This is a genomic window from Sphaerisporangium sp. NPDC088356 (genome assembly GCF_040685555.1).
Lineage (GTDB): Bacteria > Actinomycetota > Actinomycetes > Streptosporangiales > Streptosporangiaceae > Sphaerisporangium.
In genome coordinates this window covers 28,278-47,558 of the sequence record NZ_JBFBIK010000041.1, presented here as the reverse complement: position 1 = coordinate 47,558, position 19,281 = coordinate 28,278, and the positions used below count along the sequence as shown (strand labels likewise).

The window sequence follows — 19,281 nt, the reverse complement described above, 5'->3', positions numbered from 1 at the left end:
GACAAGGGATGAACGAAAAAGATGGGCATCCGTAAATACAAGCCGACGACTCCGGGTCGTCGCGGCGCGAGCGTCTCGGACTTCGCCGAGATCACGCGCAGCACGCCGGAGAAGTCGCTGCTTGCTCCCCTTCACAGCAAGGGTGGTCGTAACGTCCACGGCCGGGTGACCGCGCGTCACCAGGGCGGCGGGCACAAGCGCGCCTACCGGATCATCGACTTCCGGCGCCACGACAAGGACGGCGTTCCGGCCAAGGTCGCTCACATCGAGTACGACCCGAACCGCACGTCGCGCATCGCTCTCCTGCACTACGCGGATGGCGAGAAGCGCTACATCCTCGCTCCGACGGGCATCAAGCAGGGCGACCGCATCGAGAACGGTCCCGCGGCCGACATCAAGCCGGGCAACTGCCTGCCGCTGCGCAACATTCCCACCGGTACCTTCATCCACGCCGTGGAGCTGAAGCCCGGTGGCGGCGCCAAGCTGGGCCGGTCCGCCGGCGCGCAGATCCAGCTCCTGGCGAAGGAGGGGCAGTACGCCACGCTGCGTATGCCCTCCGGGGAAATGCGCCAGGTGGACGTGCGGTGCCGCGCCTCCGTGGGCCAGGTCGGCAATGCCGAGCAGGCCAACATCAACATCGGTAAGGCGGGTCGTAACCGCTGGAAGGGCAAGCGCCCGACCGTTCGTGGTGTCGCCATGAACCCGGTCGACCACCCGCACGGTGGTGGTGAGGGTAAGACCTCCGGCGGTCGCCACCCGGTGAACCCCAAGGGCAAGCCCGAGGGACGTACCCGTCAGGCCAACAAGGCCAGCGACCGACTGATCATCCGTCGGCGGAGCAAGAGGAAGAAGCGGTAGGAGCAGCCTAAATGCCACGTAGCCTTAAGAAGGGTCCTTTCGTGGATGGCCACCTTATGAAGAAGGTGGACGTCCAGAACGAAAAGGGCACCAAAAACGTCATCAAGACGTGGTCGCGGCGCTCCATGATCGTGCCCGACATGCTCGGCCACACGATCGCCGTCCACGACGGGCGCAAGCACGTCCCGGTGTTCGTCACCGAGTCGATGATCGGTCACAAGCTGGGTGAGTTCGCGCCTACGCGGACCTTCCGCAGCCACGTCAAGGAAGACCGGCGTAGCCGGCGGTAAAGCGCCTTAGAAACGAGGAGTAAGCGATGGAAGCCAGGGCTCAGGCGCGGTTCGTCCGCGTCACGCCCCAGAAGGCCCGCCGCGTGGTGGACCTTATTCGCGGGCTGCCCGCTTCGGAGGCGCAGGCCGTGCTGCAGTTCGCCCCCCAGGCGGCGAGCGAGCCGATTTACAAGGTGCTGTCGAGCGCGATGGCGAACGCGGAGCACAACTTCAAGCTCGACCGCGAGCTGCTGGTCGTGAGCCGGGCGTGGGTCGATGAGGGCCCGACGCTGAAGAGGTTCCGTCCCCGTGCCCAGGGCCGTGCCTATCGGATCAACAAGAGGACGAGTCACATCACCGTGATCGTCGAAGCCCGGCCGGAAGGTCAGGGCAGGCCGAAGGGAAGGACCCGCTAGTGGGCCAGAAGGTTAACCCGCACGGGTTCCGGCTCGGCATCACGACCGACTTCAAGAGCCGGTGGTACGCCGACAAGCTGTACAAGTCCTACGTCGCCGAAGACGTGTCGATCCGCCGCATGCTGCAGAAGGGCATGGAGCGGGCCGGCATCTCCAAGGTCGAGATCGAGCGGACCACCGACCGAGTCCAGGTCGACATCCACACCGCCCGGCCGGGCATCGTCATCGGCCGCCGCGGCGCCGAGGCGGACCGTATCCGTGGCGACCTCGAGAAGCTGACCAAGAAGCAGGTCCAGCTGAACATCCTCGAGGTCAAGAACCCCGAGGTCGACGCCCAGCTCGTCGCCCAGGGCGTGGCCGAGCAGCTGTCCAGCCGGGTTTCGTTCCGGCGGGCGATGCGCAAGGCCATGCAGTCGGCGATGAAGAGCGGCGCCAAGGGCATCCGTGTCCAGTGCTCCGGTCGTCTCGGCGGCGCTGAGATGTCGCGGTCGGAGTTCTACCGCGAGGGTCGCGTGCCTCTGCACACCCTTCGCGCGGACATCGACTACGGCTTCTACGAGGCCCGCACCACCTTCGGCCGCATCGGCGTGAAGGTGTGGATCTACAAGGGTGAGGCTCCGACCAGCCGCGCCGAGCGCGAGGCGGCTGCCGCCGGTGCGCGTGCCGGCCAGCGTCGCGACCGTACCGACCGGCCGCAGCGTGGCCGTGGTGCGGGTGGCGGCGGTGGCGGTGGCCGTGGCGGCCGCGACGGCGGCGCTCCCCGTGGCGGCGGTCGTGGACCCAAGACCGAATCAACCGCGCCCGCAGGGGCGCCCGAGACCGGCCCGGCGGAGCAGCCGGGTGCTGAGGGGAGCTGACCATGCTGATCCCGCGCAGGGTCAAGCACCGTAAACAGCACCGGCCCGACCGCAGCGGAGCCGCCAAGGGCGGCACCAGGGTCGTGTTCGGCGAGTTCGGCATCCAGGCGCTTGAGCACCACTACGTGACCAACCGCCAGATCGAAGCCGCTCGTATCGCCATGACCCGGCACATCCGCCGTGGCGGCAAGGTGTGGATCAACATCTACCCGGACCGTCCCCTGACGAAGAAGCCGGCCGAGACCCGCATGGGTTCCGGTAAGGGTTCGCCGGAGTGGTGGATCGCCAACGTCAAGCCCGGCCGAGTCATGTTCGAGCTTTCGGGTGTCTCCGAGCCGGTGGCCCGTGAGGCCCTCCGGCGTGCGATGCACAAGCTCCCGATGAAGTGCCGGTTCGTCAAGCGCGAAGTAGGGGAGGCCTGATGCACCGCCAGATGCACAAGCTCCCAATGCTGTGCTCGATGAAAAGCTGCCGGTTCGTTAAGCGTGAAGTGGGTGAGGCGTGATGGCTAAGGGCCTGACCGCCGGTGAGCTGCGGACTTCTGACCAGGATGAGCTGGTCCAGAAGCTGAAGGAAGCCAAGGAGGAGCTGTTCAACCTCCGCTTCCAGGCGGCGACCGGTCAGTTGGAAAGCCATGGGCGGCTCCGTGCCGTCCGCCGCGAGATCGCCCGTATCTACACCGTGATGCGCGAGCGGGAGCTCGGAATCATCACGGTCGAGAAGGAGCCGAGCGATGGCTGAGACAACTGAGACCACCGACAAGAAGACGCGGAACTACCGCAAGACCCGTGAGGGTCTCGTCGTCAGCGACAAGATGGACAAGACCGTCGTCGTCGCCGTCGAGGACCGCGTCAAGCACCCGCTGTACGGCAAGGTCATCCGCCGTACGACCAAGTACAAGGCTCACGACGAGGCCAACACCTGCGGCGTCGGCGACCGTGTTCTCCTGATGGAGACCCGGCCGCTGTCGGCCACCAAGCGGTGGCGCGTCGTGGAGATCCTCGAGCGGGCCAAGTAAGTCGCTCTGCGGGAGGCCCCCCGGAAGGGGGTCTCCCGCGCGGGCGTCCCCCCTTGGGGTCGGCAGGGCCGTCACCAAGGGTGTAAAGACCGAATCTAGTTCCGCCAGGCTCACTGAATGAGAACCGGCGTGACACACGGGAGTTGACGTGATCCAGCAGGAGTCGCGGCTCAAGGTCGCCGACAACACGGGTGCCAAGGAGATCTTGTGCATCCGCGTGCTCGGCGGCTCGGGTCGGCGCTACGCGGGTATCGGCGACATCATCGTCGCGACGGTGAAGGACGCCCTTCCCGCCGCGGGTGTCAAAAAGGGTGATGTGGTCAAGGCTGTCGTGGTGCGCACCAGCAAGGAGCGCCGCCGCCCCGACGGCTCCTACATCCGCTTCGACGAGAACGCCGCAGTCATCATCAAGGACAGCGGTGACCCTCGGGGCACGCGTATCTTCGGTCCGGTGGGTCGCGAGCTGCGCGAGAAGAAGTTCATGCGCATCATCTCGCTCGCGCCGGAGGTGTTGTAAATGCCGAAGCTGCATGTGAAGAAGGGTGACCTCGTCCAGGTCATCGCCGGTAAGGACAAGGGTGCCAAGGGTCGTGTGATCCTCTCTATCCCGCGCGAGGACCGCGTGATAGTCGAGGGCGTCAACATGGTCAAGAAGCACTCGAAGGTCACCCACCAGGGACCGCGCGGCGCCAAGGAAGGCGGCGTGCAGACCATGGAGGCCCCCATCCACGTGAGCAACGTCAAGAAGCTCAAGGATGAGGCGAAGAAGGACGACAAGCCCGCCAAGAAGGCCGACAAGGCCGACGAATCGGGTGAGGACAACTGATGACCGCCACCACAACTGAGACCGAGCGCCCTCTGCCGCGCCTCAAGCAGCGCTACCGCGAGGAGATCGCGGAGAAGCTGCGCGAGCAGTTCGGCATCGAGAACGCCATGCAGATCCCCAGGCTCACCAAGATCAAGGTGAACATGGGCGTCGGCGAGGCGGCTCGGGACTCCAAGCTCATCGAGGGCGCGGTGCGCGATCTCACCGCCATCACCGGTCAGAAGCCGGCCGTCGCCCACGCCCGCAAGTCCATCGCGCAGTTCAAGCTGCGTGAGGGCATGCCGATCGGCGCGCACGTGACGCTTCGCGGCGACCGCATGTGGGAGTTCCTCGACCGGCTGCTCTCCCTGGCGCTTCCGCGTATCCGGGACTTCCGCGGCCTGTCGCCGAAGCAGTTCGACGGCAACGGGAACTACACCTTCGGTCTTACCGAGCAGGTCATGTTCCACGAGGTGGACCCCGACCGGGTCGACCGTCAGCGTGGCATGGACATCACGGTCGTGACCACCGCCACGAATGACGACCAGGGCCGGGCGCTGCTCAAGCTTCTCGGCTTCCCCTTTAAGGAGGCCTGATGGCTAAGAAGTCCTTGATCGCCAAGGCCGAGCGCAAGCCCAAGTTCGGCGTTCGCGCGTACACTCGGTGCACGCGCTGCGGCCGGCCTCGCGCCGTCTACCGCAAGTTCGGCCTGTGCCGCGTGTGCTTCCGCGAGATGGCGCACCGGGGCGAGCTGCCCGGCATCACCAAGTCCAGCTGGTAGCCCGCGTGCGGGCCTTCTGATGGATGCGTAGCCGGCGCTGACCGGCGATCGCCACATGAAGGCCCGCCTGGGCCCGCTGTGCACATAAGTCATATCAACCGGGCGCTGCTTCAAGCGCCCACGACCACACCGTAGGTCCCGTCACAGGGAAACCGCGGTGAGGAGGGCCACCGGCCATGACGATGACCGACCCGATCGCAGACATGTTGACACGTCTGCGTAACGCGAACTCGGCATACCACGACACCGTGGCCATGCCGTACTCGAAGATCAAGGCGCACATCGCCGAGATCCTCCAGCAGGAGGGTTACATCCAGGCCTGGGCCGTCGAAGACGCCAAGGTCGGGAAGAACCTCGTGGTGGAGCTCAAGTTCGGGCCAACGCGTGAACGGTCTATCGCGGGCCTGCGCCGGGTTTCCAAGCCCGGTCTGCGGGTCTATGCAAAGAAGGACAACCTGCCTAGGGTCCTGGGCGGCCTGGGCGTCGCGATCATCTCGACGTCCGGTGGCCTCATGACCGACAGGCAGGCCGGCAAGCGTGGTGTGGGCGGGGAAGTCCTCGCCTACGTTTGGTAACGAGGGGAGGAATTTCAGCATGTCGCGAATTGGACGGCTGCCCGTCCCCGTACCGAATGGTGTTGACATCACCATCGACGGCCGGGATGTCACGGTCAAGGGCCCCAAGGGCACGCTTTCACACAAGGTCGCCGAGCCGATCGACGTGGCTCGGGCGGACGACGGCACCATCGCCGTCTCACGTCCCAACGACGAGAACAAGGTCCGTGCGCTGCACGGGCTGTCCCGCACGCTGATCGCCAACATGGTGGACGGCGTGACCAAGGGATACAGCAAGACGCTTGAGATCGTCGGCGTGGGTTACCGCGTCCAGGCCAAGAGCCCGACGCAGCTGGAGTTCTCGCTGGGCTTCAGCCACTCGGTGGTCGTCGACGCCCCCGAGGGCGTCACCTTCCGCGTCGACCGTCCCACCCTGTTCCACGTGGACGGCATCGACAAGCAGAAGGTCGGCGAGGTCGCCGCGAACATTCGCAAGCTGCGCAAGCCTGACCCGTACAAGGGCAAGGGTGTGCGGTACCAGGGCGAAGTCATCCGCCGCAAGGTCGGAAAGGCTGGTAAGTAGTCATGGCCTTCACCAAGGTTGCCAAGCACACGGCCGCGCGTGCGCTCTCGCGCTCGCGCCGTCACCGCCGTGTCCGCAAGAAGGTCGTCGGCTCGCCGGCCCGCCCGCGTCTCGTCGTCAACCGCTCCGCGCGTCACCTGTTCGTGCAGATCGTCGACGACACCGCCGGTCACACGCTGGTGAGCGCGTCCACGCTGGACGCCTCGCTCCGTACCGGCGAGGGCACCAAGACGGACAAGGCTAAGAAGGTCGGCGAGCTCCTCGCTCAGCGGGCCAAGGCCGCCGGGATCACCGCTGTCGTCCTCGACCGTGGTGGCAACCGCTACGCGGGCCGCATCGCGGCCCTCGCGGACAGCGCCCGAGAAGGCGGGCTGGAGTTCTGATGTCTCCAGCCAGGATCGCAATCAAGAGCAACGAGGAGAGGAACCACTGATGGCTGCAGCTCCGCGTCGCGGTGCCGGCGGCGGTGGTGAGCGGCGTGACCGTCGCGACGATCGCCGCGGCGGCGCTGCCGAGAAGGGCGTCTCGTACATCGAGCGCGTCGTGAAGATCAATCGAGTGGCCAAGGTCGTCAAGGGTGGTCGGCGCTTCAGCTTCACCGCCCTGGTTGTCGTCGGTGACGGCAACGGCCTGGTCGGTGTCGGATACGGCAAGGCCAAGGAGGTGCCCGCGGCGATCGCCAAGGGCGTCGAGGAGGCCAAGAAGCACTTCTTCAAGGTGCCGCGCATCCAGGGCACCATCCCTCACACCGTGCAGGGTGAGGACGCCGCCGGCGTCGTTCTCCTGCGTCCGGCCTCGCCCGGTACCGGTGTCATCGCGGGTGGTCCTGTGCGCGCCGTCCTGGAGTGCGCCGGGATCCACGACGTGCTGTCCAAGTCGCTCGGCTCGGACAACCCGATCAACATCGTCCACGCCACCGTGGCGGCTCTGAAGGGCCTCAGCAGGCCCGAGGAGATCGCCGCCCGCCGTGGACTGCCGATCGAGCACGTCGCCCCCGTGCGCATGCTCAAGGCCCGTGCCGAAGGCATCGCCGAGGCCGCCGCGGCGGCGAAGGCGGTGAGCTAGCCGATGGCTCGTCTCAAGATCACCCAGACCCGATCGAAGATCGGTGGCAAGCAGAACCAGCGTGACTCGCTGCGCTCGCTGGGCCTGAAGCGAATCGGCGACGTCGTCGTCAAGGAGGACCGCCCGGAGATCCGGGGGATGGTCGCCGTGGTGACGCACCTCGTCGAGGTGGAAGAGGTCGACTAGTCATGGCTAACGCTGAGAACAACGGCGGCGGTACGCCGCTGCGCATCCACCACCTGCGTCCGGCTCCCGGCGCCAACAAGTCCAAGGTCCGCAAGGGCCGTGGCGAGGCGTCCAAGGGCAAGACGTCCGGTCGTGGCACCAAGGGCACCAAGTCCCGTACGAGTGTTCCTCTCGGCTTCGAGGGTGGCCAGGTTCCGCTCCAGCGGCGGCTGCCGAAGCTGAAGGGCTTCTCGAACGCCATGTTCAAGACGACCTACCAGGTCGTCAACCTGGACAGGCTCGGCGAGCTGTTCCCCGATGGCGGCGACGTCAGCGTGGAGACGCTGGTCGAGCGGGGTGCGGTCCGTAAGAACCAGCCGGTCAAGATCCTGGGAACCGGCGACATCTCGGTGGCGTTGAACGTGCAGGCGCACGCTTTCTCCGCCTCCGCGAAGGAGAAGATCGCTGCGGCCGGTGGCGCCGTCACCGAGCTGTAGGCAGGGCAATACGAGGCGCGGGGGCTCACAGAGAGCCACCGCGCCCGTAGTGCGTTAGAGTGCGCTGGACAGAAGGCTGTCCAGGGCTCGTTGACCAGAGATGTGCCGATGGATCACTCCCAGACCTTCGCTGACCGATACCGCCTTTCAGGCGCGCAGGAGGGGCCGTGCTGACCGCGATTACCCGGGCGTTCCGTACGCCCGACCTGCGCAACAAGTTGCTCTTCACATTGGGCATCATCGTGTTGTTCCGGCTGGGCTCGGTGCTGCCGACCCCCGGTGTGAACACGATCAATGTCCAGCAGTGTTTGAAAGAGGCGCAGTCGAGCGACGCCGCCAACATCTATGGCATGGTGCAGCTGTTCAGTGGCGGCGCGCTGCTGAAACTTTCAGTCTTCGCGCTCGGCATCATGCCGTACATCACATCCAGCATCATCTTGCAGCTGCTCACTGTGGTCATCCCCCGACTTGAGGCACTCAAGAAGGAAGGCCAGGCCGGCAACACGAAGATCACGCAGTACACGCGTTACCTGACCATCGGCCTCGCGATCCTGCAGTCGACCGCGTTCGTGGCGCTCGCGCGTACCGGGCAGCTGTTCCCGAACTGCCGCCAGCCGCTTCTCATCAACAACGACGCATTCACCATTGTGACGATGGTGATCGTGATGACGGCCGGCACCTCCGTGATCATGTGGCTCGGCGAGCTCGTCACCGACCGCGGTGTCGGCAACGGCATGTCGATCCTGATCTTCACCCAGGTCATCGCGGTTTTCCCGTCGGAGCTCCTGAACATCTTCCGCCAGAACGCCTTCACCTTCGTCGTGGTGATGGTGGTCGGTGTGTTCATGATCGCCGCGGTGGTGTTCGTCGAGCAGGCGCAGCGCCGCATCCCGGTGCAGTACGCCAAACGCATGGTGGGCCGCCGGATGTACGGCGGGACCTCGACCTACATCCCCTTGAAGGTGAACCAGGCGGGCATCATCCCGGTCATCTTCGCCTCTTCGCTGCTCTACCTCCCGCAGCTCGTTGTGTCGCTGTTCGGCAACAAGGAGAACCCCGGCGCGGTCGTCCAGTGGCTGGCGCAGAACTTCGTCCGTGGCGACCACCCGGTCTACATGGCCACGTTCTTCGTGCTGATCATCTTCTTCACCTACTTCTACGTGTCCATCACCTTCAACCCCGTTGAAGTCGCCGACAACATGAAGAAGTACGGTGGATTCATCCCGGGCATCCGCCCGGGACGGCCGACCGCCGAGTACCTCAACTACGTTCTCACCCGGTTGACCGCCCCCGGTTCGCTGTATCTGGGCCTGATCTCCATGGTGCCGATCATCGCGCTGGCGGTGGCAGGAGCGAGCCAGAACTTCCCGTTCGGAGGCACGAGCATTCTGATCATGGTTGGTGTTGGGCTGGACACCGTGAAGCAGATCGAGAGCCAGCTGCAGCAGCGGAACTACGAGGGCTTCCTCAAGTAGTGCGCGTCGTCCTGGTCGGGCCCCCCGGAGCGGGCAAGGGGACACAGGCCCAGTTCATCGCATCGAACCTGTCCATCCCGAAGATCTCGACAGGTGACATTTTCCGTGCCAACGTGTCGGGCGGCACGGAACTCGGCAAGCTTGCCAAGGAGTACATGGACCGTGGCGACCTCGTACCCGACGAGGTGACCGTCGCCATGGTCCGCGATCGACTCGGGGAGGCCGACGCGCAGGAGGGTTTCCTGCTCGACGGCTTCCCGCGCAACGTGCCACAGGCCCAGATCCTCAACAAGATGCTGGCCGAGTTCGGCACGTCGCTCGACGCCGTGCTCGAGCTCGTCGTCGACGACGAGGAGGTCGTGCGCCGCCTCGCCGGGCGCCGCACCTGCCGTTCCTGCGGCAAGGTGTGGCACGTGGTGTTCGACCCGTCCTCCAAGGAGGGCGTCTGCGACGCCTGCGGCGGTGAGCTTTTCCAGCGGGACGACGACCGGGAAGACACCATCCGCCACCGTCTGGAGGTCTACCAGGAGCAGACCTCTCCGCTCATCTCGTTCTACGCGGATGAGGGGATCCTCCAGGGGGTCGACGCCACCGGACCGGTCGAGGAGATCACACAGCGCGCGATGGCGGAGTTGCGCCGCTTCGTCGACTGACATATTTCACCGCCTAACGCCACGTCTGGGGTTCTTTCCCAGGGGTGGCGTTTGGCTTGTTGGGGGACAATCGGGGGAATTGGGATGCCGCGCCGTCCGTTATTTCACCCCAGGGGGTGCCAGTAAGTGTTCAAGAAGAACAAGCACGGGATTCAGATCAAGACACCTGCGCAGGTGGAGAAGATGCGGGCCGCCGGCCTCGTGGTCGGGCGCACGCTCGAACTGCTGCGGAGCTCGGTGCGTCCGGGGATGACGCCGCTCGACCTGGACGCGATCGCCGAGAAGGCGATTCGCGACGAGGGCGCCATCCCGTCGTTCAAGGGCTACCAGGGCTTCCCCGCGACCATCTGCGCCTCGGTCAACGAGGAGGTGGTCCACGGGATTCCGAGCGACCGCCGGCCCCTGGCCGAGGGCGACGTCATCTCCATCGACTGCGGCGCGATCCTCGACGGGTGGCACGGTGACTCGGCGATCACGATGGGCGTCGGCGAGGTCGACCCGAAGCTCACCGAGCTGATGCGGGTGACCGAGGAGGCTATGTGGCGTGGTATCGCGGCCCTGGCCATCGGGGGGCACCTGTCCGACATCGGCCATGAAGTAGAGCGTTACGTGCGCTCTCAGGGCCGCTACGGCATCCCTCAGGAGTACGGCGGGCACGGCATCGGCACCGAGATGCACATGGACCCGTGGGTGGCGAACCATGGCAAGCCGGGCAGGGGCCCGCGCTTCGAGGCGGGCATGTGCTTCGCCGTCGAGCCGATGGTCAACCTCGGTACCGACCGCACCAGGGTGCTGTCGGACGAGTGGACCGTCGTGACGATCGACGGAAAGGCGTCCGCGCACTTCGAGCACAGCGTCGCGGTGACTGATAATGGTCCTTGGGTGCTTACCGCCATTGATGGGGGTAAAGCACGGCTTAGCGAACTGCTTGGAGGGGAAGTCGTCACCGACGGCAAGGCGGAGTGGTGAGCTCCCTTGACCGTTAGCGGGCGGCCTCCCACGGCGGACGTCTGCACGGGAGTTGAGGACGATGGCGGCCACACCGGATATGAGGGCGTCCGACGGCGACAGGGACAGGGTCGCGGCCGCCCTCCGCGAGCACTGCGCCGAGGGCAGGCTCACGATGGACGAGTTCAACGAGCGCCTTGAGTTGGTGTACGCGGGCAGGACCTTCGGCGACCTGCAGAAGCTGACCGCGGACCTGCCCGATATCGACCTGCGCGCGCGGCCCGCCACGGCCCAGCCGCCGGCGAAGCGTCCCGATCACAAGGGGGACGACAAGGGTCTCAGGGCGGCCTGGGGGGCCTGGGCCACCGCGGTCGCCGTGACCTCGGTCATCTGGGCCCTCACCGACTTCGGCGGATATTTCTGGCCGATGTGGGTGGCGGGCCCATGGGGGGCGATCCTGCTGGTCAGCACGCTCTTCGGCTCGGGCTCGAAGAATGACGGGAAGAAGCGCTAGGGGCAACCCCTTCTGCACGTTCGGCGCCGAGTGTGGATTCGTACGCAGAACAGAACCTTTGCTCTCCATAGCGTGAGCGATGTCCGGAACGAGCGGCAACGACCGCGGCCGGCACCGCTACATGAGGCGGGGTAACGAGAGCGGGTGCTTCCTGGGAGCGCCCGCTCTTGTCGTGTTCACGGGCATTGGACGGAGCCTTTACCGCTGATGGCAGTTTCCCGGGGTGAAGCCGGGTAAGTGATCTTTATCGGACAACAGCGGCCAGGGGGCGCCGTGAGCCCCCGCATCCCCCGACCCATGAGCACGCGCCCACCCTGGACCAGGTATCGGCGGTACCGAGCGCCGGGTGGGCGCGTCCCCGCTCACACCCGCCACTACCTGCTCAGGCGTGTACATCTCTTGCCTGATGGCGTGCGGCGGGGCGTCCTACCACGCGGGCGGTCTGGGGTACGCTAGTAGTCGGTTGTGTCCGGACAAGCGCCAGGCGTTTCGCAATTCCTCGCCGGTTGTCGTACACTCCTTTGTCGGTTCACTATGACCATTGCGCGTCGGCGGTCCATGCATCGCCGCATCCTCAAGCGTGCTCTAGGTCGCGGCTGCGTAGTGTTCCGATACCTCAGACGACCGATCAGTGAAACGCGAGGGACATGGCCAAGAAGGACGGCGCCATCGAGATCGAGGGCACTGTGGTTGAGTCGCTCCCGAACGCGATGTTCCGGGTGCAACTCGACAACGGCCATAAGGTCCTGGCCCACATCAGCGGACGGATGCGGATGCACTACATCCGAATCCTCCCGGACGACAGGGTTGTCGTTGAACTGAGCCCCTACGACCTCAGTCGTGGGCGGATCGTCTACCGATACAAGTAAGCCCCCTTCCCGGCAGCGAGGAAGACCGGCCGCCCGTGCGACGCACGGTGCGGCTGTTCGACCGAGTGGCGCCGGCGGGCGGGCCGTCTGAGGAACGACAGGGACTATGAAGGTCAAGCCGAGCGTCAAGAAGATCTGCGACAAGTGCAAGGTGATCCGCCGGCACGGTCGCGTCATGGTGATCTGCGACAACCTGCGCCACAAGCAGCGCCAGGGCTGATCGCGGCCGGGCAGGGCGCCGAGCCACTAGTGGGCGAGGCGGGCCGGGCCCGGAGCAAATGTAATCGCGCATCACACCCGCGAAGGCGGCATCACGCCGAACCGCGCGGGCGACCCTCGGTCGGAGGCCGAGGCCCTCACCCCGGGCATGGGGAGGGGCAGTGACGCGCAGGACCTCCGCCATAACGAAGGAGAATGCCCGACCATGGCTCGCCTGGTTGGCGTCGACCTCCCCCGCGACAAGCGGCTGGAGATCGCTCTCACCTACATCTACGGAATCGGCCGCAGCCGCGCTCAGGAGGTCCTGAGCGTCACGGGGATCAGCGGGGACCTTCGCGTCCACCAGCTGTCCGACACCGAGCTGGTGCCGCTGCGTGACTACATCGAGGCCACCTTCAAGATCGAAGGTGACCTTCGTCGCGAGGTTCAGGCCGACATCCGTCGCAAGATCGAAATCGGCTGCTACCAGGGCATCCGACACCGTCGTGGTCTTCCCGTGCACGGTCAGCGTACGCAGACCAACGCGCGCACCCGTAAGGGCAAGAAGAAGACCGTGGCCGGCAAGAAGAAGCCCGGCAAGAAGTAGTCCGCGACGGGGCGCCGAGCCGGGCCCGGCAAGGGCCCGACGCATCGCCCCCGTCCACGCAGCAGGACCGACCACCTCAGGAGATAGCGCTACATGCCTCCGAAGAGCCGCCAGGGTGCACCGAAGAAGGTGCGCCGCAAGGAAAAGAAGAACGTCGCTCACGGGCACGCCCACATCAAGAGCACGTTCAACAACACGATCGTTTCGATCACCGACCCGAGCGGGAACGTGATCTCCTGGGCCAGCGCCGGCCACGTCGGATTCAAGGGCTCCCGCAAGTCCACGCCGTTCGCGGCGCAGATGGCCGCGGAGAACGCCGCGCGCCGGGCCATGGAGCACGGCATGCGCAAGGTCGACGTCTTCGTGAAGGGCCCCGGTTCCGGTCGCGAGACCGCCATCCGGTCCCTCCAGGCCACCGGCCTGGAGGTGGGTTCCATCCAGGATGTCACCCCGGTTCCCCACAACGGTTGCCGTCCGCCCAAGCGCCGCCGCGTCTGAGGCCCAGGAGATATAGAGAAATGGCTCGTTACACCGGAGCGGACTGCAAGCTCTGCCGCCGTGAGAAGACCAAGCTCTTCCTCAAGGGCGCCAAGTGTGAGTCCCCCAAGTGCCCGATCGAGATCCGTCCTTACCCTCCGGGTGAGCACGGCCGCGGCCGTCCCAAGGAGTCTGAGTACCAGCTCCAGCTTCGCGAGAAGCAGAAGACGCGTCGCATCTACGGCATCCTCGAGAAGCAGTTCCGTAATTACTACGAGGAAGCCAACCGCAAGTCCGGTAAGACCGGTGAGAACCTTCTCCAGATCCTGGAGAGCCGTCTGGACAACGTCGTCTTCCGCGCCGGCCTCGCCGTCTCGCGTGACGCCGCCCGCCAGCAGGTTCGCCACGGCCACATCCTGGTCAACGGCAAGAAGGTGGACATCCCGTCCTACCGCGTCCGCGAGCACGACATCGTCGAGGTCCGTGAGAAGTCCCGGAACCTGATGCCGTACGAGGTGGCTCGCGCCACCACGGGCGACCGCACCGTCCCGGCCTGGCTCGGCGTCGTTCCGGACAAGCTGCGTGTCCTCGTGCACCAGCTCCCGGTGCGTCAGCAGATCGACACCCAGGTCCAGGAGCAGCTGATCGTCGAGCTCTACTCCAAGTAGGAGCTCGCGCATAGTCTGTCAAGGGGTTGTACGGCCTTCTCGGAGGCCGTACAGCTTCAGGCAGGAAACGAAGTACACCGTCGCGGTGGTCAAATAGCGGGCCCCGCGGAACCAGGGGAGAACCCAAATGCTGATCGCACAGCGCCCGTCCCTCCTCGAGGAGTCGATCGAGGAGACCAGGTCCCGGTTCGTCATCGAGCCGCTGGAGCCGGGCTTCGGCTACACCATCGGCAACTCGCTGCGCCGCACACTGCTGTCCTCCATCCCGGGGGCGGCGGTCACGAGCATCCGCATCGAGGGCGTGCTGCACGAGTTCTCGACCGTGCCCGGGGTCAAGGAAGACGTCACCGACATCATCCTGAACCTCAAGGCCCTGGTCGTCTCGTCCGAGCACGACGAGCCGGTCGTGATGTACCTCCGCAAGCAGGGCCCGGGTGAGGTCACCGCGGCCGACATCGCGCCGCCCGCGGGCGTCGAGGTGCACAACCCCGACCTGCACATCGCCACGCTGAACGGCAAGGCGAAGCTGGAGATGGAGCTGACCGTCGAGCGCGGTCGCGGCTACGTCTCCGCCGCCCAGAACAAGCAGCCCGGCCAGGAGATCGGTCGCGTTCCCGTCGACTCGATCTACTCGCCGGTTCTCAAGGTGACCTACAAGGTCGAGGCCACCCGAGTCGAGCAGCGCACCGACTTCGACCGTCTGATCCTGGACGTCGAGACCAAGCCGTCGATGAAGCCCCGCGACGCGGTGGCCTCCGCCGGCAAGACCCTGGTCGAGCTGTTCGGCCTGGCCCGCGAGCTCAACGTCGAGGCCGAGGGCATCGACATCGGCCCGTCGCCGACGGACGCGGCTCTCGCCGCCGACCTGGCGCTGCCGATCGAGGAGCTGAACCTCACGGTCCGCTCCTACAACTGCCTCAAGCGCGAGGGCATCCACACTGTGGGCGAGCTGGTCGCGCGCAGCGAGCAGGACCTACTCGATATAAGGAATTTCGGCGCCAAGTCGATCGAAGAGGTCAAGCAGAAGCTGCACGAGATGACGCTCGCGCTCAAGGACTCCCCGCCCGGGTTCGACCCGACGGCCGTCGCCGGTGGCGACTACGACGACGACGACGCCCGTTACGTGGAGACCGAGCAGTACTGATCGGCTCCGGCTCCACCGCTTTTCTGACAACGGGAGCCTCGTCCGAGGCTCCCGGCCCGACTCCGGTACCTGATACGGCCGGAGCGGGTTATCCCAAAGGAGAACGACCATGCCCAAGCCAGCCAAGGGCGCACGTCTTGGTGGTAGCCCGGCCCACGAGCGGCTGATCCTGGCGAACCTCGCCACTCAGCTGTTCCAGCACGGCCGCATCCGCACCACCGAGACCAAGGCCAAGCGCCTCCGGCCCGTGGCCGAGCGCCTGATCACCAAGGCCAAGAAGGGCGACATCCACAACCGCCGCCAGGTCCTGGCCGTGGTCAAGGACAAGGGCGTCGTCCACCACCTGTTCACCGAGATCGCTCCGACGTTCGCCGAGCGTCCCGGTGGCTACACCCGCATCACCAAGCTCGGCCCGCGTAAGGGCGACAACGCCCCCATGGCGCTGATCGAGCTGGTGGCCGAGCCGCTGAACGCGGTCAGCGTGGGCCGCACGGCGCCCGCCGCCGCTCCGGCCCCCGCCCCCGCCGAGGAGGTCGTCGAGCTCCCTGAGAACGACGTCCCCGCGACGGAGACCGACGAGGCGCCGGCCGACAAGGTCGACGAGACCCCGGCCGACGAGGCCCCCGCCGACGAGAAGAGCGAGTCCAAGAAGGACGAGGCCTGATCTCGGGGCGGTAAGGCCAGGGATTCTCGTCCCCGGCCGGATGATGATCGTGAACGGGCCCAGCGCACCGACCGGTGTGCTGGGCCCTTCGCGTTGGCGATCGGCCGTCGCGCGGGATGACGATGGAACGGTGAGACCGGCCGGCGGTCCAGGCCCGTTGAACGTTGTGAACGGTAGGAGAGGAGGCCGGACCAGCGTGGTGGAGACGATGGGAACGGAGACCGCGACGGGCAGGCTCCGGCTCGATCTGGCCTACGACGGCACGGACTTCTCTGGATGGGCGCGCCAACCGGGGCGGCGTACCGTGCAAGGCGAGCTGGAGGCGGCGCTCGGCCGCGTCCTCCGCCTCGACCCCGCTCCCTCCCTGACGGTCGCCGGGCGTACGGACGCGGGGGTGCACGCGCGCGGGCAGGTGGCCCACGTGGACCTGCCCCTTGAGTCCCTGAAGGCGGTGGAGGGCCGGAGGGCCGGCGCTGGGGAGCTCATGAGCATGGCTGAGCGCCTCTCTGCGCTCATGCGACGCCTCGCGGGCGTACTTCCTTCGGATGTGCGGGTTCACTCGGTCACAGAGGCCCCTGAGGGCTTCGACGCCCGATTCTCCGCCCTCTCTCGGCGTTACGCGTATCGTATCTGCGACGCCCCAGGAGGAGCCGACCCTCTGCGCAGGAGGGAGGTCCTCTGGCACGCCCGTCCGCTCGACATGGACCGCATGAACGCGGCTGCCGCGCGCCTGCTGGGCGAGCACGACTTCGCCGCGTTCTGCAAGCGACGCGACGGCGCGACGACCATCCGGGAGCTCCAGCGGCTGGAATGGGCGCGGGACGACGCCGGGCTGCTCGTGGCGACCGTGGTCGCGGACGCCTTCTGCCACTCCATGGTGCGGGCCCTGGTGGGATCCCTGATTCCGGTCGGCGAGGGGCATCAGCCTGTCGAGTGGCCCGGGGAAGTGCTCGTGAACGGGGTACGGGCGGCAGGGGTCAACGTCGCCCCGGCGCATGGCCTGTGCCTGGAAGAGGTCCGCTACCCCGAGGCCGGTCGGCTCACCAGTCGTGCCCAGCTGACCCGGCGCGTGCGCACGCTCGATCACTGAGCGGTGTCGGCCCGGCTGAGGCTCCTGATCGGCTTCGCCCTGGTCTGAGCCTGGTTTGGCCCGAGTCCGGGCCGGCTTTGGCTGAGGTGTCCCCTCGCCGGTCGGTACAGGCGGCTCGCGTCGCGGGTGACCGGCGGGGGGACGTGCCGAGCGTCAGCCGGTGACGCGCTTTTCGATCACGTGGGCGGTGTAGTCGCGGAAGGCGCCGCTCACCGGCCCGAGGTCCTTCTCCTGGCCGGTCGGCGTGTGGCCGTCGCTGTAGGTGGCGAAGCTGAAGACGATGTAGCGGCCCCAGACGAGCCCGGCGGCGTAGCCACCGGAGATGTCCGCCTTGTCCGCGCCGGTTCCGCTGTTGCCCGCGAGGCCGCGGAACCACACGGTCTTGGCCAGGTTCTTCTTCTTGTCCGCCGCGACGGCCGCTTCCTTGGTCGGGAACACGGCGATGCCCGTCGTCACCGCGTAACGCCGCTTGCTGTCGACGTAGGTCGCCCTCAGCACGCGGCTGCACTTCTGGCGCTTCAGGGCCGTGGCGAACGTGCCCACGGCGACCCTGTCGCACCGGGCCGTGATGTCGACCTTGGTACGCGTGTACGCGCGTCCTCCGATGCTCACGCGCTGCCGCGCGAACGCCTCCTTGAGCGTGAGCTTCTTCGGGTCTGTCTCCTCGGAGTTGAGCACGGTCGTCGTGACGGGCGTCGGCTCGGCCGTGACCGACTCGGCGGGGTCGGGCAGTTCGGCGTCCACGGACGGGATCGGGGTCGGCAGGGCCACCGGCGCCGGCTCACCGTTGTAGTTGCGGTAGCCGAAGAAGGCGGCGGTGCCGATGACGGCCACCGCCACCGCCACCCCGGCGGCCAGCACGATCTTCTTCCCGGAGCCGCCCGCGGGCTTCTCGGAGCTCGGAGCGGGGGGCGGCTCGGGAGGGACGGCGCCCGGGGGGACGAACGGCGCGCGCTCTACCACGGGCGCAGACGGCGGCCGTTCCGCGTTGAAGGCGCTTGGCTTGGACGTGTCGGACTTGGCCACGGCGGTCGAGGAGGCGCCCACCCCGGAAAGGCCCGAAAGCGGAGGAGGTCCGAGGGGCGACAGGCTCCGCGGCGCCGGCGGAAGCGGAGTCCCGGGAGCCGGCGCGGGCGGAAGAGCCCGAAGACCGGTACCAGAGGCGCTTTGAGCCCCCGGACTGGACGGGGACTGGACTCCAGAGGTGCCTTGAGCGCCCGGCTGGACACCGGAGGCGCTTTGAGCGGCCGTACCGGATGGGGTCTGGACGCCGGAGGCGCTCTGAACACCGGTGCCAGGGGCGCTCTGGAGGCCCGTACCGGCGATGGCGTGCAGGCCGGAAGCGGCCCCGGATCCTGGCGCGGGTGGTTTGTGCGTGCCGGGCGCCGGCGCGGGCTTGAGCGCGTCACTGGTGACGGGCGCCGGTGGGAGGGGCGTGCCAGGAGCCGGTCCCGGCTTCGAGGAACCGGCCGGCGTCGGGCTCCCCGCCACGGGGCTCTTCCCGGATGCGCCGGACCCCGGCGTGGCCGCGCCCGTACCCGCCCCGGACGCGCCCTGGGCGGAAGGAGTCGGAAGCGGGGAGAGGGTCACCGGAGCCGGAGGCAGAGGGGTGCCCGGTGGTGGCGCCGAAGGCAGTGAAGCACCTGCCTTCGGCGGGGGCCCCGCCTGGGACCGGGGAATCGAGGGAAGGCTCCTCCGGCTGACCGTCGGCCCGGATGGGTCGGAGCCAGGGGATCCCGGCGGGGCCTCCGGGGCGGTGGCGGGTGCGGGGGGACGCGGCGCCGGTATGGACGGGCCGGGCACCGGAGGAGGTGAGGGCGCGGGGATCGGCGGAGCCGGCCTCGGCCCGGGCTGCCCCGGCGGCGGAGGGGGCGGCGTGGATGGCGTGGAAGGGGTAGAGGGCGAAGGAGGAGGCGTAGCCGGAGAAGACTCGGCCCCCTCCATCCGAAGGGCATTCGCCCCACGTGCGTCCGCCCCCGACGCGCTTGTCCCACGTGCGTCCGCGCTTGGCTGATCTGTCCCGAGCGGGTCCGCGCTGGGCGTACCTGTGCCGAGCGGGTCCGCGCTGGGCGTACCTGTGCCGAGCGGGTCCGCGCTGGGCGTACC

At 67.2% G+C, this 19,281-nt stretch carries 30 protein-coding genes and 1 pseudogene; 29 read left to right on the top strand and 2 right to left on the bottom strand.

Translation table 11 applies throughout. From position 1 onward, the window contains the following. Window positions 1-21: 21 nt before the first annotated feature. The 29 genes from rplB (at window position 22) to truA (ending at window position 17,175) form a co-directional block, all read left to right on the top strand. A complete protein-coding gene (gene rplB / locus AB0O34_RS17675; RefSeq protein ID WP_248964953.1) occupies window positions 22-858 on the top strand; it encodes a 50S ribosomal protein L2 in 837 nt (278 codons plus the stop codon). A gap of 11 nt (window positions 859-869) precedes the next feature. Next, the gene (gene rpsS / locus AB0O34_RS17670) at window positions 870-1,148 is read left to right on the top strand and encodes a 30S ribosomal protein S19 (RefSeq protein ID WP_248964954.1); all 279 of its coding nucleotides are present in this window, start codon (window positions 870-872) and stop codon (window positions 1,146-1,148) included. Window positions 1,149-1,174: 26 nt separating this feature from the next. Continuing rightward, window positions 1,175-1,543 carry a 50S ribosomal protein L22 gene (gene rplV, locus AB0O34_RS17665; protein ID WP_262849231.1) on the top strand — a complete coding sequence of 123 codons (369 nt, stop codon included), beginning with the start codon at window positions 1,175-1,177 and terminating at the stop codon, window positions 1,541-1,543. Next, window positions 1,543-2,400, top strand: a complete 858-nt coding sequence (rpsC, locus tag AB0O34_RS17660) for a 30S ribosomal protein S3 (RefSeq protein WP_363916457.1) — start codon at window positions 1,543-1,545, stop codon at window positions 2,398-2,400. Before rplV ends, rpsC begins: the two co-directional genes overlap by 1 nt. 2 nt (window positions 2,401-2,402) lie before the next feature. Then, entirely contained in the window at window positions 2,403-2,822 is a 420-nt protein-coding gene (rplP, locus tag AB0O34_RS17655; protein ID WP_184608221.1) for a 50S ribosomal protein L16, read from the top strand. Window positions 2,823-2,904: 82 nt separating this feature from the next. Continuing rightward, window positions 2,905-3,141 carry a 50S ribosomal protein L29 gene (rpmC, locus tag AB0O34_RS17650; protein WP_114032840.1) on the top strand — a complete coding sequence of 79 codons (237 nt, stop codon included), beginning with the start codon at window positions 2,905-2,907 and terminating at the stop codon, window positions 3,139-3,141. Beyond that, the gene (gene rpsQ / locus AB0O34_RS17645) at window positions 3,134-3,418 is read left to right on the top strand and encodes a 30S ribosomal protein S17 (protein WP_363916456.1); all 285 of its coding nucleotides are present in this window, start codon (window positions 3,134-3,136) and stop codon (window positions 3,416-3,418) included. The genes rpmC and rpsQ overlap by 8 nt, the downstream gene beginning before the upstream one ends. A gap of 148 nt (window positions 3,419-3,566) precedes the next feature. Further along, entirely contained in the window at window positions 3,567-3,935 is a 369-nt protein-coding gene (gene rplN, locus AB0O34_RS17640; protein WP_203982318.1) for a 50S ribosomal protein L14, read from the top strand. A 9-nt stretch (window positions 3,936-3,944) separates the two neighbouring features. Next, entirely contained in the window at window positions 3,945-4,244 is a 300-nt protein-coding gene (rplX, locus tag AB0O34_RS17635) for a 50S ribosomal protein L24 (protein WP_363916464.1), read from the top strand. Then, window positions 4,244-4,819 carry a 50S ribosomal protein L5 gene (gene rplE, locus AB0O34_RS17630; protein WP_363916455.1) on the top strand — a complete coding sequence of 192 codons (576 nt, stop codon included), beginning with the start codon at window positions 4,244-4,246 and terminating at the stop codon, window positions 4,817-4,819. The genes rplX and rplE overlap by 1 nt, the downstream gene beginning before the upstream one ends. Next, the gene (locus AB0O34_RS17625) at window positions 4,819-5,004 is read left to right on the top strand and encodes a type Z 30S ribosomal protein S14 (RefSeq protein ID WP_248964959.1); all 186 of its coding nucleotides are present in this window, start codon (window positions 4,819-4,821) and stop codon (window positions 5,002-5,004) included. The genes rplE and AB0O34_RS17625 overlap by 1 nt, the downstream gene beginning before the upstream one ends. A gap of 176 nt (window positions 5,005-5,180) precedes the next feature. Further along, a complete protein-coding gene (gene rpsH, locus AB0O34_RS17620) occupies window positions 5,181-5,579 on the top strand; it encodes a 30S ribosomal protein S8 (protein ID WP_262849247.1) in 399 nt (132 codons plus the stop codon). Between the two features lie 19 nt (window positions 5,580-5,598). Beyond that, entirely contained in the window at window positions 5,599-6,141 is a 543-nt protein-coding gene (rplF, locus tag AB0O34_RS17615) for a 50S ribosomal protein L6 (RefSeq protein ID WP_363916454.1), read from the top strand. A gap of 2 nt (window positions 6,142-6,143) precedes the next feature. Continuing rightward, on the top strand, window positions 6,144-6,524 hold the full coding sequence (rplR, locus tag AB0O34_RS17610; RefSeq protein WP_358546924.1) for a 50S ribosomal protein L18: 381 nt from the start codon (window positions 6,144-6,146) through the stop codon (window positions 6,522-6,524). A 49-nt stretch (window positions 6,525-6,573) separates the two neighbouring features. Beyond that, window positions 6,574-7,206, top strand: a complete 633-nt coding sequence (gene rpsE, locus AB0O34_RS17605) for a 30S ribosomal protein S5 (RefSeq protein ID WP_114032746.1) — start codon at window positions 6,574-6,576, stop codon at window positions 7,204-7,206. 3 nt (window positions 7,207-7,209) lie between these two features. Continuing rightward, window positions 7,210-7,392: a 50S ribosomal protein L30 gene (rpmD, locus tag AB0O34_RS17600; RefSeq protein ID WP_030451484.1), complete on the top strand. Its 183-nt coding sequence runs from the start codon at window positions 7,210-7,212 to the stop codon at window positions 7,390-7,392. Window positions 7,393-7,394: 2 nt separating this feature from the next. Then, entirely contained in the window at window positions 7,395-7,868 is a 474-nt protein-coding gene (gene rplO, locus AB0O34_RS17595; protein WP_363916452.1) for a 50S ribosomal protein L15, read from the top strand. A 167-nt stretch (window positions 7,869-8,035) separates the two neighbouring features. Then, window positions 8,036-9,343 carry a preprotein translocase subunit SecY gene (gene secY / locus AB0O34_RS17590; RefSeq protein ID WP_363916451.1) on the top strand — a complete coding sequence of 436 codons (1,308 nt, stop codon included), beginning with the start codon at window positions 8,036-8,038 and terminating at the stop codon, window positions 9,341-9,343. Further along, entirely contained in the window at window positions 9,343-9,996 is a 654-nt protein-coding gene (locus AB0O34_RS17585) for an adenylate kinase (RefSeq protein WP_358546915.1), read from the top strand. The genes secY and AB0O34_RS17585 overlap by 1 nt, the downstream gene beginning before the upstream one ends. Window positions 9,997-10,122: 126 nt before the next feature. Then, window positions 10,123-10,965, top strand: coding sequence for a type I methionyl aminopeptidase (map, locus tag AB0O34_RS17580; protein ID WP_363916450.1), 843 nt, complete (start codon window positions 10,123-10,125; stop codon window positions 10,963-10,965). Window positions 10,966-11,026: 61 nt separating this feature from the next. Beyond that, complete coding sequence (locus AB0O34_RS17575; protein WP_363916449.1) at window positions 11,027-11,458, top strand: DUF1707 domain-containing protein; 432 nt, start codon at window positions 11,027-11,029, stop codon at window positions 11,456-11,458. Window positions 11,459-12,105: 647 nt separating this feature from the next. Next, window positions 12,106-12,327: a translation initiation factor IF-1 gene (gene infA, locus AB0O34_RS17570; protein WP_012887858.1), complete on the top strand. Its 222-nt coding sequence runs from the start codon at window positions 12,106-12,108 to the stop codon at window positions 12,325-12,327. 106 nt (window positions 12,328-12,433) lie between these two features. Next, window positions 12,434-12,547: a 50S ribosomal protein L36 gene (gene rpmJ, locus AB0O34_RS17565; protein WP_003956441.1), complete on the top strand. Its 114-nt coding sequence runs from the start codon at window positions 12,434-12,436 to the stop codon at window positions 12,545-12,547. Between the two features lie 204 nt (window positions 12,548-12,751). Continuing rightward, window positions 12,752-13,132, top strand: a complete 381-nt coding sequence (gene rpsM / locus AB0O34_RS17560; RefSeq protein ID WP_262849274.1) for a 30S ribosomal protein S13 — start codon at window positions 12,752-12,754, stop codon at window positions 13,130-13,132. Window positions 13,133-13,225: 93 nt separating this feature from the next. After that, window positions 13,226-13,630, top strand: a complete 405-nt coding sequence (rpsK, locus tag AB0O34_RS17555; RefSeq protein ID WP_012887860.1) for a 30S ribosomal protein S11 — start codon at window positions 13,226-13,228, stop codon at window positions 13,628-13,630. A 20-nt stretch (window positions 13,631-13,650) separates the two neighbouring features. Further along, the gene (rpsD, locus tag AB0O34_RS17550) at window positions 13,651-14,277 is read left to right on the top strand and encodes a 30S ribosomal protein S4 (RefSeq protein WP_358546905.1); all 627 of its coding nucleotides are present in this window, start codon (window positions 13,651-13,653) and stop codon (window positions 14,275-14,277) included. Window positions 14,278-14,404: 127 nt separating this feature from the next. Next, window positions 14,405-15,421: a DNA-directed RNA polymerase subunit alpha gene (locus AB0O34_RS17545; protein ID WP_114032755.1), complete on the top strand. Its 1,017-nt coding sequence runs from the start codon at window positions 14,405-14,407 to the stop codon at window positions 15,419-15,421. Window positions 15,422-15,530: 109 nt separating this feature from the next. Continuing rightward, window positions 15,531-16,085, top strand: coding sequence for a 50S ribosomal protein L17 (gene rplQ, locus AB0O34_RS17540; RefSeq protein ID WP_363916448.1), 555 nt, complete (start codon window positions 15,531-15,533; stop codon window positions 16,083-16,085). 208 nt (window positions 16,086-16,293) lie between these two features. Then, on the top strand, window positions 16,294-17,175 hold the full coding sequence (gene truA, locus AB0O34_RS17535; protein ID WP_363916447.1) for a tRNA pseudouridine(38-40) synthase TruA: 882 nt from the start codon (window positions 16,294-16,296) through the stop codon (window positions 17,173-17,175). Between the two features lie 153 nt (window positions 17,176-17,328). Here the strand turns inward: truA and AB0O34_RS17530 are convergent, their stop codons facing one another. Both AB0O34_RS17530 and AB0O34_RS17525 read right to left on the bottom strand, forming a co-directional pair. Further along, window positions 17,329-18,222 carry a hypothetical protein gene (locus AB0O34_RS17530; RefSeq protein ID WP_363916446.1) on the bottom strand — a complete coding sequence of 298 codons (894 nt, stop codon included), beginning with the start codon at window positions 18,220-18,222 and terminating at the stop codon, window positions 17,329-17,331. Window positions 18,223-18,580: 358 nt separating this feature from the next. Beyond that, window positions 18,581-19,281 (bottom strand): annotated as a pseudogene (locus AB0O34_RS17525) (hypothetical protein); the annotation flags it as partial.

Coding starts and splice junctions, on each gene's coding strand:
- rpmJ (WP_003956441.1), top strand. CDS start 12,434: ATGAAGGTCAAGCCGAGCGTCAAGAAGATCTGCGACAAGTGCAAGGTG.
- rpsK (WP_012887860.1), top strand. CDS start 13,226: ATGCCTCCGAAGAGCCGCCAGGGTGCACCGAAGAAGGTGCGCCGCAAG.
- rpmD (WP_030451484.1), top strand. CDS start 7,210: ATGGCTCGTCTCAAGATCACCCAGACCCGATCGAAGATCGGTGGCAAG.
- rplV (WP_262849231.1), top strand. CDS start 1,175: ATGGAAGCCAGGGCTCAGGCGCGGTTCGTCCGCGTCACGCCCCAGAAG.
- rplF (WP_363916454.1), top strand. CDS start 5,599: ATGTCGCGAATTGGACGGCTGCCCGTCCCCGTACCGAATGGTGTTGAC.
- AB0O34_RS17625 (WP_248964959.1), top strand. CDS start 4,819: ATGGCTAAGAAGTCCTTGATCGCCAAGGCCGAGCGCAAGCCCAAGTTC.
- rplE (WP_363916455.1), top strand. CDS start 4,244: ATGACCGCCACCACAACTGAGACCGAGCGCCCTCTGCCGCGCCTCAAG.
- rplB (WP_248964953.1), top strand. CDS start 22: ATGGGCATCCGTAAATACAAGCCGACGACTCCGGGTCGTCGCGGCGCG.
- rpsS (WP_248964954.1), top strand. CDS start 870: ATGCCACGTAGCCTTAAGAAGGGTCCTTTCGTGGATGGCCACCTTATG.
- rpsM (WP_262849274.1), top strand. CDS start 12,752: ATGGCTCGCCTGGTTGGCGTCGACCTCCCCCGCGACAAGCGGCTGGAG.
- rpsH (WP_262849247.1), top strand. CDS start 5,181: ATGACGATGACCGACCCGATCGCAGACATGTTGACACGTCTGCGTAAC.
- truA (WP_363916447.1), top strand. CDS start 16,294: ATGGGAACGGAGACCGCGACGGGCAGGCTCCGGCTCGATCTGGCCTAC.
- rplR (WP_358546924.1), top strand. CDS start 6,144: ATGGCCTTCACCAAGGTTGCCAAGCACACGGCCGCGCGTGCGCTCTCG.
- rplO (WP_363916452.1), top strand. CDS start 7,395: ATGGCTAACGCTGAGAACAACGGCGGCGGTACGCCGCTGCGCATCCAC.
- rpsE (WP_114032746.1), top strand. CDS start 6,574: ATGGCTGCAGCTCCGCGTCGCGGTGCCGGCGGCGGTGGTGAGCGGCGT.
- rpsD (WP_358546905.1), top strand. CDS start 13,651: ATGGCTCGTTACACCGGAGCGGACTGCAAGCTCTGCCGCCGTGAGAAG.
- rplQ (WP_363916448.1), top strand. CDS start 15,531: ATGCCCAAGCCAGCCAAGGGCGCACGTCTTGGTGGTAGCCCGGCCCAC.
- AB0O34_RS17575 (WP_363916449.1), top strand. CDS start 11,027: ATGGCGGCCACACCGGATATGAGGGCGTCCGACGGCGACAGGGACAGG.
- rpsQ (WP_363916456.1), top strand. CDS start 3,134: ATGGCTGAGACAACTGAGACCACCGACAAGAAGACGCGGAACTACCGC.
- rpmC (WP_114032840.1), top strand. CDS start 2,905: ATGGCTAAGGGCCTGACCGCCGGTGAGCTGCGGACTTCTGACCAGGAT.
- infA (WP_012887858.1), top strand. CDS start 12,106: ATGGCCAAGAAGGACGGCGCCATCGAGATCGAGGGCACTGTGGTTGAG.
- AB0O34_RS17545 (WP_114032755.1), top strand. CDS start 14,405: ATGCTGATCGCACAGCGCCCGTCCCTCCTCGAGGAGTCGATCGAGGAG.
- rplP (WP_184608221.1), top strand. CDS start 2,403: ATGCTGATCCCGCGCAGGGTCAAGCACCGTAAACAGCACCGGCCCGAC.